This window comes from Dolichospermum circinale AWQC310F (assembly GCF_000426925.1).
GTDB lineage: Bacteria > Cyanobacteriota > Cyanobacteriia > Cyanobacteriales > Nostocaceae > Dolichospermum > Dolichospermum circinale.
In genome coordinates, this window is the sequence record NZ_KE384668.1 from 54,794 (window position 1) to 55,806 (window position 1,013).

General features: G+C 39.3%; 1 protein-coding gene. It reads right to left on the minus strand.

Annotation, left to right across the window (positions count from 1 at the left end):
- Positions 1-16 precede the first annotated feature (16 nt).
- A complete protein-coding gene (locus ACIR310F_RS0104745; protein ID WP_028082827.1) occupies positions 17-856 on the minus strand; it encodes a class I SAM-dependent methyltransferase in 840 nt (279 codons plus the stop codon).
- Positions 857-1,013: the final 157 nt, after the last annotated feature.

Consider the following 1,013-nt stretch of genomic DNA (forward strand, 5'->3'; position numbering starts at 1 on the left):
AAATTTATCATAAATTTTAAAGCGATTGAAAGGAAAGAATCAGATAGCGTAATAATCCTAAATTACTCACCAATTCAACATCAGCAGTGGATTTTCTGTCAATTTCGCCGCCCATTTGCTCAAATATCCGTTTGACAATGGGATAAGTTGGCAGTGTTTTTACTGTAATATCTTCTTCCTCAAGTATACTAAATCCGGTTTCTTGGGCAAGTTTTCGGTAATCCTTCAAAGTAAAGCGACTGTCCACTCTACCATAGGTTTCTCCCACAGGTGACTTAATTACTTGTCCTACTAAGTTCATCAAGTGATAAGCTAGGGGAATGGGGACAAAATCAGATAATGCTAGTCTACCACCCGGTTTTAAAACTCGCTTTGCTTCTTGGAAAAAACGCTCCCGGCTGGGAAAATGAAAAATACACTCCACTGCCAGTACCACATCAAAGGAAGCATCTTCAAAAGGAAGTTGACAGGCATCACCTTGTATAAATTCGATTTGATTGTAATTGGATGCTTTTAATTCCGATTTAGCACGTATTAATTGGCGTTCATCAATATTTAAACCCACTAGTACGCTATTAGCAATACGTTCATTGAGACTGGCAATAGTTCCACCAAAACCGCACCCGACATCTAACAATTTATCACCATCTTTGATAGTTGCTGTATCGCATACTCGCTGACACAGATTTTCGGCTGCTGCAACAAAATCTGATACTGAACCATCGGCTTGTTTCGGATTTTCCCAGTAACCCCAATGGACGTGCCTACCAAAGGCTTGCATTGTCTCGGTATCACCCTGGCGGAATTTTTCCAGAAGTTTGTCAAAATAGGGAAGATATATATTACTATTGGACATGACTCTATACGTCTCGGTTAATAAAAGAGGGTTAATTTTGTAACCAATTATAATATAGGAATCCGGTTTGATTCTGTGAATTTACTTGTGTGGTCAGGGAACACAGGAAGAAAGACAGAATTGATACCTACTAATTCTTGTATGGCTACGCCACGCA